Raw genomic sequence first — 9,121 nt, 5'->3', positions numbered from 1 at the left:
CGGCGCTGGCCGGCGAGGCCGACTGGCTGGCGGCCCTGGGCGAGGATGCGGCCGTGGCCGGCATCGCGACCGGGCGCGGCCGGCTGCTGCGCTTCATCGCGCAGTCCGAGCTGCCGCCCGGCGTCGCCTACGAGACGCAGATCGCCGCCACCGGCGGCGTGCCTACCCGTCATAACCTCCACGATTTCTTCAATGCGCTGGTCTGGTTCGCCTACCCGCGCTTCAAGGCCGCCATCAACGCGCGGCAGGCCGCGGCGATCGACACGCTCGGCGTGGGCGGCGCGCGCGGTGGGCTGCGCGACGCGCTGACCCTCCTCGACGAGAACGGCGCGCTGTTCGTGTGCGCCGATCCCGCGCTCGGCGAGGCGCTGCGGTGCTTCGGCTGGCAGGCGCTGTTCGTCGAGGCGCGCGCGGCCTGGGGCCGGGCCTGCGAATTGCGGCTGGTCGGCCACGCGCTGCTCGAAAAGCTGGTGCAGCCCTACAAGGCCTGTACCGCGCATGCCTGGATCGTCGCGGCACCGCCCGCCTATTTCGATTGGGACGAGAGCGCGCGGCGCGGCTGGCTCGATGCCCATGTCGCCGCCGGTTTCGATGCGCGCCTGCCCTCGAGTCGCGGTTTCGCGCCGCTGCCGGTGCTCGGCGTGCCGGGTTGGTGGCCGGCCAACCAGGATCCGGGCTTCTACGAGGACGCGCAGGTATTCCGCCCCGGGCGGCGCCAGCCGGCCTGAGCGTGGCGTCCGGCCCGGCCGGCCGCGGCGGGATTGCCGGGCGATTCGACCCCGATCGATCAGGCTGCAATCACGGCACTCCCCGACGCGAAACGGCCACGTCCGCCGCTCCCGGCTCGCGGCGCGACCCCGTCGATGCTAGAATCCGCCTCGCAAAGTGGGCCAGGCAGTCGCGGCCTGCGCGGTTTCGGCCGCGCGGGGCGAGGAAAGTCCGGACTCCGCCAGGGCAGGGTGATGGCTAACGGCCATCCGTGGTGACACGCGGAACAGGGCAACAGAGAACAGACCGCCGATGGCCCGGCGCAAGCCGGGATCAGGTAAGGGTGAAACGGTGCGGTAAGAGCGCACCGCGGCTGCGGCGACGTATGCCGGCACGGTAACCTCCACCCGGAGCAATTCCAAGTAGGCAGGCGCGCATCCTCGCGATGCAGGACGGTGCCCCCGTTTCGCCTGCGGGTAGGAAGCTTGAGCGCGTCAGCAATGGCGCGCCTAGAGGAATGACTGCCACGCCTTGCGCGTCCTGGACGCGCGAGGTGCACAGAATCCGGCTTATCGGCTCGCTTTGCCGCTGGATTGAAGAAGGCCGGCGCCCCGGAAGGGCGCCGGCCTTTTGCTTTGGCGCGTGGGCTTTCGGCGCGCGGGCGCGCCGGCCGGCCTCAGTCGGCGACGATGTCGAACGAATGCGTCAGCTCGGCCGTCTTGGCGATCATGATCGAGGCCGAGCAGTACTTGTCGTGCGACAGGTTGATGGCGCGCTCGACCGTGGTCGGGTTCAGGTTGCGGCCCTTCACGGTGAAGTGGAAGTGGATTTTGGTGAACACCTTGGGATCCTCGCTGGCGCGCTCGGCCTTCAGCGACACCGAGCAGCCCGTCACTTCCTGGCGGCTCTTCTTGAGGATCAGCACGACGTCGTAGGCGGTGCAGCCGCCGGTGCCGAGCAGCACCATTTCCATCGGACGCGCGGCGAGGTTGTGGCCGCCGCCCTCGGGGGCGCCGTCCATCGTCACCAGATGGCCGCTGCCCGTCTCGGCGACGAACGCCATGCCATCCTGGCCCATCCAGCTAACTTTGCATTCCATGCGTGTGCTCCAGCGTTTGCCGATTCGATTGCGAACCGGCATTGTAGCCCGCGTCACCAGGCTCGGCTGATGCGCTGCGGGAACGGCGGCGGTCTCGTCGCATCGCCGGAGGTTTCCCTCCAGGCGGCGGCGCGCCCCGGTCCCGGAGATAATGGCTAAGACGCTGATTTCAATGGGGATTGCGGAAACGGCAACGATCGATATGAAAATTTCATATTATGGTTGGCGTTTTCACTATATAGATTTGCTTGTATTGCGCTGCCCAGGTTCCTATAATTTTCCTCATCGATTGTCGCGCTGCGGCAATCCCTGCATGTCTCCTCCACCCTCCTCCAAAGGTGGATTAAGCCCGAACGATAGTTCGGGCTTTTTTTCGTCCGTCCGCCGCCGGACGTGCCGGCGAGGGCGGCTTTCGACCCGTCCCCGGGTGCGGGTTCGAACCGCGAGAAACGGGGCTCGATACGCGCCAATCTGGCCTCATCGAGGCGTCTCGAGCCGGTTCCCGCGCGAGACCTCGATTTCTTTGACCGCTCCCGCAGATTTCCTTTATAATTCAGGGTTTTCCGCATTCATGCCCGCGGAGAAGACCAGGGAGAGCCTGCACAGCGCCCAGAGCGCAACCAATCCAAGCAGGAAAAAACAAGGGCAGCAGTCATTATTTTTGGATCGATCATGAAGACGTTTTCCGCAAAAGCCCATGAGGTGACGCGCGAATGGTACGTGATTGACGCGACGGATAAGGTTCTCGGCCGTGTCGCCAGCGAAGTGGCACGCCGTCTGCGCGGCAAGCACAAGCCTGAGTTCACCCCGCACGTCGACACCGGTGATTTCATCATCGTCATCAACGCGAGCAAGTTGAAGGTCACGGGCAACAAGGTTCTCGACAAGAAGTACTACCGTCACTCGGGCTACCCGGGCGGCATCTATGAAACGACGTTCGGCAAGATGCAGGAACGCTTCCCGGGCCGTGCGCTCGAGAAGGCGGTCAAGGGCATGCTGCCGAAGGGCCCGCTCGGCTACGCGATGATCAAGAAGCTGAAGGTCTACGCAGAAGCGACGCATCCGCATTCGGCACAACAGCCGAAGGCGCTCGAGATCTAAGGGGACCCACATGATCGGTAACTGGAACTACGGTACGGGCCGCCGCAAGAGCGCAGTCGCTCGTGTCTTCATCAAGGCTGGCAAGGGCGACATCATCGTCAACGGCAAGCCCATCGCTGACTACTTCTCGCGTGAAACCTCGCTGATGATCGTGCGCCAGCCGCTCGAGCTGACGAACCACGGCCAGACGTTCGACATCAAGGTCAACGTCACGGGCGGCGGTGAGACGGGTCAAGCCGGTGCAGTGCGCCACGGCATCACCCGCGCGCTGATCGACTACGACGCGACGCTCAAGCCGCAACTGTCGACGGCCGGCTTCGTGACGCGCGATGCGCGTGAAGTCGAGCGTAAGAAGATGGGTCTGCGCAAGGCACGTCGCGCCAAGCAGTTCTCGAAGCGTTAAGCGCTTCCGGCAGATCGCCCCAGGGCGATGCGCCGACGAAAACCGCCAGTCATCGACTGGCGGTTTTTTTATGGCCGGAACCGGTCGAGGAGCGTGCCCGCGGCGCGCGAATGAGGGCGCGAACCGCTTGATTTCGCGGACTTCGGCACGATCTTCGGAACCGCCCTACAATAGCGGCTAGAGTTTTCTGGAGAGTTCGCAATGAACGCTGTCACCGAATCCGCGGTTACCACCGCCACCGAAATGCCGCTGCCCTTCGTCTTCACCGACGCGGCAGCCGACAAGGTCAAGCAACTGATCGACGAAGAGGGCAATCCCGAGCTGAAGCTGCGCGTGTTCGTGCAGGGCGGCGGCTGCTCCGGCTTCCAGTACGGCTTCACCTTCGACGAGGAAGTCAACGAGGACGACACCGTGATGGTCAAGAACGGCGTCCAGCTGCTGATCGACTCGATGAGCTACCAGTACCTGGTCGGCGCCGAGATCGACTACAAGGACGACCTGAACGGCGCGCAGTTCGTGATCAAGAACCCGAACGCGACCACCACCTGCGGTTGCGGTTCGTCGTTCTCGGTCTGAGTCGGCTCGACTGAGCGGTTCGCGCGGGCGCCGTCGCGGCAGCCCGTGCATGCAAAACCCCACGCTGTGCGTGGGGTTTTTGTCGTTTCCGCGCCGTACAGGAACGGCTCGGCGGACTTCAGCGCGGATAGAGCGCGCCGAGCACGCGTTCGCCGGCGGCGCCCGTCACGCCGGGGATGTTGCCGGCCAGGCGCGCCGTGAAGCGGTAGGCCAGCCAGGCGAAAGCGATCGCCTCGACCTGCTGCGGCGGCACGCCGAGCGCCGCCGTGGTGTCGAGCGAGGCGCTCAGCCCGGCGGCGGCCAGCGCATCGCCGAGCGCGCTCATCAGCACCGGGTTGCGCGCGCCTCCCCCGCATACATAGACGGCCCGGCAATCGGGCGCATGCCGCGCGATCTCGCGCGCGACCGTGACGGCCGTGAGCGTGGTCAGGGTGGCCTGCACGTCCTCGGGGGCGACCTGGGCGAAGGCCTGCAGGCGCGTCTCGAGCCAATCCGGGTTGAACAGGTCGCGCCCCGTGCTCTTGGGCGGCGGCAGGTCGAAATAGGGCTCGGCGAGCAGCGCGGCGAGCAGGGCCGTATCGGTCTTGCCGCGCGCGGCGAAGCGGCCGCCCTCGTCGTAGGGCTTGCCGAGATGGCGCAGCGCCCAGGCGTCGAGCAGGGCATTGGCGGGCCCGCAATCGAAGCCGCGCACGCCGGCGCCGCCATGCGCGCCCTCGGCCGGCAGCAGCGTGATGTTGCTGATCCCGCCGAGATTGCAGACCACGCGCGTCTGCTCGGGCGAGCCGAACAGCGTGGCGTGGAAGGCCGGCGCGAGCGGCGCGCCCTGGCCGCCGGCGGCGATGTCGCGGCTGCGGAAATCGGCGAGCACGTCGATATGCGTGAGTTCGGCGAGCAGGGCCGGGTTGTTGGTCTGGCGCGTGTAGCCGCGCTCGGGCCGGTGCCGCACGGTCTGGCCGTGCACGCCGATCGCGCGCACGTCGGCGGGGCCCAGGTTGGCGGCGCGCTGCAGCTCGTGGCAGCAGACCGCGTAGCGCGCGGCCAGCGCATTGGCGGCCAGCGATTCGCGCTCGATCTCGTCGCTGCCGGGCTGCTGCAGCGCGAACAGCGCCTCGCGCAGCGAATCGGCGAAGCCCACGAAGGCTTCGGCCAGCACCGCCGGCGGTTCGCCGGCCGCGAAGCGCACGGCGATGCCGTCGCAGCCGTCCATGCTGGTGCCGGACATCAGCCCGAAATAGACGCCATCGGCGGGATGGCCTGGCTGGGTGCGCTTGGCTGGATTGGGCGCCACGGTTTCGCTCCTGTCGTGATGCGCGCGGGCGACATGCCCGGCCGCGGGTGTCCCGATTATCCGCGCAAGCGAGCGCGCCGTTAAGCGATACCGGTCCGCGCGCGAGTTATGGGAAAATCCCGGTTTTCCCGACTAACCTCGTTCCCGCCCCCGATGAGCCAAGATTCCCAAACGAAGCCGGCATTGCCGATCACCGACGGCGTGCGCGAAGCGCTCGCGATCACGAAACGCGGCGTCGACGAGCTGCTGATCGAGGACGAGTTCGCGCAGAAGCTGGCGCGCAGCGAGGCCAGCGGCACGCCGCTGCGGATCAAGCTGGGCCTGGACCCGACCGCGCCCGACATCCACATCGGCCACACCGTGGTGCTCAACAAGATGCGCCAGTTGCAGGACCTCGGCCACACGGTGATCTTCCTGATCGGCGACTTCACCTCCCTGATCGGCGATCCCTCGGGCCGCAACGCCACGCGCCCGCCGCTCACGCGCGAGCAGATCGAGGCCAATGCCAAGACCTACTTCGAGCAGGCCGCGCTGGTGCTCGACCGCGAGAAGACCGAGATCCGCTACAACAGCGAATGGTCGATGCCGCTCGGCGCCGACGGCATGATCAAGCTGGCCTCGCGCTACACGGTGGCGCGCATCCTCGAGCGCGAGGATTTCACCAAGCGCTTCCAGGGCGGCGTGCCGATCTCGATCCACGAATTCCTCTACCCGCTGATGCAGGGCTACGACTCGGTGGCGCTCAACGCCGACCTCGAGCTCGGCGGCACCGACCAGAAGTTCAACCTGCTGGTGGGCCGCGAGCTGCAGAAGCAGTATGGCCAGGATCCGCAGTGCATTCTGACCATGCCGCTGCTCGAGGGCCTGGACGGCGTGGAGAAGATGTCGAAGTCCAAGGCCAACTACGTCGGCATCAGCGAGAAGCCCACCGACATGTTCGGCAAGCTGATGAGCATCTCGGACGTGCTGATGTGGCGTTACTTCGAACTGCTGTCGTTCCGCCCGATGGCCGAGATCGCCGGGTTCAAGGCCGAGATCGAGGCGGGCCGCAACCCGCGCGACTTCAAGGTGCTGCTGGCGCAGGAGATCGTCGCGCGCTTCCACTCGCAGGCCGACGCCGAGCGCGCGCTGGAGGACTTCAACCACCGCGCCAAGGGCGGCGTGCCAGACGATATCCCGGCCGTCACGCTGGGCGGCGCGCCGCTCGCGATCGGCCAGTTGCTCAAGCAGGCGGGGCTGGTGCCCTCGACCAGCGAGGCGCTGCGCAACATCGAGCAGGGCGGCGTGAAGATCGACGGCGCCACGGTGTCCGACAAGGGCCTCAAGGTCGAGGCCGGCGAGTACGTGGTGCAGGTCGGCAAGCGCCGCTTCGCACGCGTCACGCTCGGCGCATGATCGCGCTGATCCAGCGCGTGCGGCGCGCCGAGGTGCGCGTTGGCGAGCGCGTCACGGGCGAGATCGGCGCGGGCCTGCTCGCGCTGGTCTGCGCCGAGCGCGGCGATCACGAGGCCGCGGCCGACAAGCTGCTGACCAAGCTGCTCGGTTATCGCGTGTTCAGCGACGCGGCCGGCAAGATGAACCTGCCGGTCAGCAACCTCGACGGCGCGGGCCGGGCGGGCGGCCTGCTGCTGGTCTCGCAGTTCACGCTGGCGGCCGATACCAACAGCGGGATGCGGCCCAGCTTCACCCCGGCCGCGCCGCCCGAGGAAGGCGCGCGGCTGTTCTCGTACTTCGTCGAGGCCGCACGCGCGCGTCACCCGATCGTCGAGACCGGCGAGTTCGGCGCCGACATGCAGGTCTCGCTCGTCAACGACGGCCCCGTCACCTTCTGGCTGCAGGTGCGCCCGTCCTGAGGGCGGCGCAGCGACGGCCCGTTTCACGCTTCGCGACATCGATGACCACGCAAATCCTCTTCATCCGTCACGGCGAGACGCCGTGGAACCGCATCAAGCGCATCCAGGGGCATATCGACATCCCGCTCGCCGAGACCGGCGTCGAGCAGGCGGCGCGCCTGGCCGAGCGGCTCGCGCGCGAGGCCGGCGAGGGCGCGCGGCTCGACGCGATCTATTCGAGCGACCTGCAGCGCGCGCGCCAGACCGCGCAGCCGAGCGCCGACGCGCTGGGTCTGCCGGTGGCCCTGGACGAAGGGCTGCGCGAGCGCAACTACGGCGCCTTCCAGGGCCACGACAGCGGCGAGATCGCCGAGCTGTTTCCCGATGCCTACGCGCACTGGCAGACGCGCGACCCGGGTTTCGAGCCGGCGGGCGGCGAATCGCATCGCGCTTTCTATCACCGCGTGCTGGCCGCGATCGCGCCGATCGTGGCCGCGCATCCGGGCGGGCGGATCGCGATCGTCACGCACGGCGGCGTGCTCGACTGCGTCTATCGCCGCGCGGCCTCGCTGCCGCTGGAGGCGCCGCGCCAGTACGCGCTGCTCAACACCAGCATCAACCTGGTCGAATTCGACGGTGACGCGCCGCGTATCCTGCGCTGGGCCGATGTCGACCATCTCGGCGGCGAGAGCGACGACGACGGCTACCGCAAGGTGCTCTGAAGCGCGTCCACGAATGCAAACGGCCCCGCTCAGGCGGGGCCGTTTGCATTTGGCGCGCGGTTCTTACTGGATGCCGTGACGCGTCTTGTAGTCGAGCGCGTAGGCGAGCTTGCCGGGCTTGGAGGCCGTGATCGGCGCGATCAGGTCGCCGAAGGTGCCCTTGCCGTACTTCTTGCCCGCGTTGATCTGCGCGAGGCGGCCGAGATCGGCGCCGCTCTTGCCGTCGATCACCGGATCGGTGGTGGCCACCATCTTCAGCGAGGCGTTCCAGGTCGCGTTCAGGTAGCCCGTGTCGGCCGTGGCCGGATCCGGGTCGGTCGCGCCGAGCTTGCCCAGCGTGTAGCCCGACAGCGGGAAGTTCGCGCGCAGCCAGTCGGCCCAGTAGAACTCGAGGAAGTCGGTGGAGGGTGTCGGCTTGCTGTAGCCGATGTCGCGCGTGAAATAGACCAGCGAGCGATAGACGTCGTCCTGCATGCCGAGCTTGAGGCCCAGGCCGGTGGGCAACTGTGCCGGCGTGATCGCCGCGCCCCTGGCGTCCTTCAGGCGCGTGTAGCCGCGGCTTTGCATCTCGGCCCAGAATGCGCTGCCGCTGTAGCCGCTCAGGTTGTCCTTGACGATCACGTGCACATGCAGCGCCGCGCCGCCGTCCGGCACCTCGTAATAGGTCGACAGGCCGTGGTGGCCGTCGGTCAGGTAGAGCGTGTCGCCGTTCGGGCCGATCACCACCGGGTTCAGCACGCTGGTGTCGCGCTTGCTCGCGTCGCTGGTGCTGCAGGCGTAGCTGCTCGCGTCGCTCAACTTGGAGCCTGCGCCCGAGCTGCCCGAAACCAGGCCGCCGAGGCCTTCGTCGGCGCAGAAGTCGTCGAACTTCTTGGTCGGGTCGAGTTCGTAGCGGCCCAGCTTGTAATAGATCTGGTCGTAGCCGAGCGCGGCCTGGGTCGGGTGCAGCTCGCCGAGCGCGACGTCGAGCATCTGGCCGGCGCTGGCCGATTGCCATTTGCCGGGCGTGGGAGCGGGCGTGGCCGGCGTGGTGGAGGTCGACGAGGACGGCGCCGGCGCGGCGGCGAGCGAGGGCGTGGCTGCCGTGCCGTCGCCGCCGCAGGCGGCCAGCGCGAGCAGGGACGAGAACGAGGCGGCCAGGGCGAGACGGCTGAGCGAGACAGGCATGGTGTGAGCGGTCGGTGAGAGTGACGGCGGCGCGGCACGGGCGGCGCGCGAAAAGGCGCCAGCTTGCCGATTCGATATGACAGTAATTTGAAATGATGTCGATCATGATCGCAAGTCTGTCGACAGCAGGCGGTAAGGCGCGAGGCGCGCGAGCCTGCCGGCCTTGCGGATCTAACGCGAGGACGGGCCGGTTTCGGTGCGCGGATCCGCGGCCTGGCCGGGCGA

General features: G+C 67.8%; 9 protein-coding genes, 1 other RNA gene and 1 pseudogene. 8 read left to right on the top strand and 3 right to left on the bottom strand.

From position 1 onward, the window contains the following. Window positions 1-728: DUF3025 domain-containing protein (locus F3J18_RS33540; RefSeq protein ID WP_166916414.1), on the top strand; the 728-nt coding region annotated here is incomplete at its 5' end. A gap of 154 nt (window positions 729-882) precedes the next feature. Next, window positions 883-1,296, top strand: an RNA gene (rnpB, locus tag F3J18_RS33535) — RNase P RNA component class A. Between the two features lie 88 nt (window positions 1,297-1,384). On the opposite strand, the gene F3J18_RS33530 is transcribed toward rnpB, so the two are convergent. Beyond that, entirely contained in the window at window positions 1,385-1,849 is a 465-nt protein-coding gene (locus tag F3J18_RS33530; RefSeq protein WP_172535096.1) for an OsmC family protein, read from the bottom strand. A gap of 630 nt (window positions 1,850-2,479) precedes the next feature. Here F3J18_RS33530 and rplM point away from each other — a divergent pair. The 3 genes from rplM to erpA all read left to right on the top strand — a co-directional run bounded on the left by rplM (window position 2,480) and on the right by erpA (window position 3,887). Continuing rightward, entirely contained in the window at window positions 2,480-2,908 is a 429-nt protein-coding gene (gene rplM / locus F3J18_RS33525; RefSeq protein ID WP_012734653.1) for a 50S ribosomal protein L13, read from the top strand. A 10-nt stretch (window positions 2,909-2,918) separates the two neighbouring features. Continuing rightward, window positions 2,919-3,311: a 30S ribosomal protein S9 gene (gene rpsI, locus F3J18_RS33520; protein WP_013696656.1), complete on the top strand. Its 393-nt coding sequence runs from the start codon at window positions 2,919-2,921 to the stop codon at window positions 3,309-3,311. 201 nt (window positions 3,312-3,512) lie between these two features. Continuing rightward, window positions 3,513-3,887: an iron-sulfur cluster insertion protein ErpA gene (gene erpA, locus F3J18_RS33515; protein ID WP_013696657.1), complete on the top strand. Its 375-nt coding sequence runs from the start codon at window positions 3,513-3,515 to the stop codon at window positions 3,885-3,887. Window positions 3,888-4,005: 118 nt separating this feature from the next. Here erpA and F3J18_RS33510 read toward each other — a convergent pair whose 3' ends face one another. After that, window positions 4,006-5,175, bottom strand: a complete 1,170-nt coding sequence (locus F3J18_RS33510; protein WP_166916412.1) for an anhydro-N-acetylmuramic acid kinase — start codon at window positions 5,173-5,175, stop codon at window positions 4,006-4,008. Window positions 5,176-5,328: 153 nt separating this feature from the next. Here F3J18_RS33510 and tyrS point away from each other — a divergent pair, with 153 nt between their 5' ends. The 3 genes and pseudogenes from tyrS to F3J18_RS33495 all read left to right on the top strand — a co-directional run bounded on the left by tyrS (window position 5,329) and on the right by F3J18_RS33495 (window position 7,729). Beyond that, window positions 5,329-6,570, top strand: a complete 1,242-nt coding sequence (gene tyrS, locus F3J18_RS33505; protein WP_166916410.1) for a tyrosine--tRNA ligase — start codon at window positions 5,329-5,331, stop codon at window positions 6,568-6,570. Then, window positions 6,453-7,028 (top strand): annotated as a pseudogene (gene dtd, locus F3J18_RS33500) (D-aminoacyl-tRNA deacylase); the annotation flags it as partial. The gene tyrS and the pseudogene dtd, both read left to right, overlap by 118 nt. 41 nt (window positions 7,029-7,069) lie before the next feature. Beyond that, a complete protein-coding gene (locus F3J18_RS33495) occupies window positions 7,070-7,729 on the top strand; it encodes a histidine phosphatase family protein (RefSeq protein ID WP_025096770.1) in 660 nt (219 codons plus the stop codon). Between the two features lie 63 nt (window positions 7,730-7,792). Here F3J18_RS33495 and F3J18_RS33490 read toward each other — a convergent pair whose 3' ends face one another. Then, window positions 7,793-8,896, bottom strand: a complete 1,104-nt coding sequence (locus tag F3J18_RS33490; RefSeq protein WP_166916408.1) for a ParB/Srx family N-terminal domain-containing protein — start codon at window positions 8,894-8,896, stop codon at window positions 7,793-7,795. Window positions 8,897-9,121 lie beyond the last annotated feature (225 nt).

Source organism: Burkholderia sp. Ax-1720, from assembly GCF_011753035.1.
Taxonomy (GTDB): Bacteria; Pseudomonadota; Gammaproteobacteria; order Burkholderiales; family Burkholderiaceae; genus Burkholderia; species Burkholderia gladioli.
The sequence above is the reverse complement of the archived record's forward strand: the minus strand, read 5'-3'. Positions and strand labels throughout refer to the sequence as shown.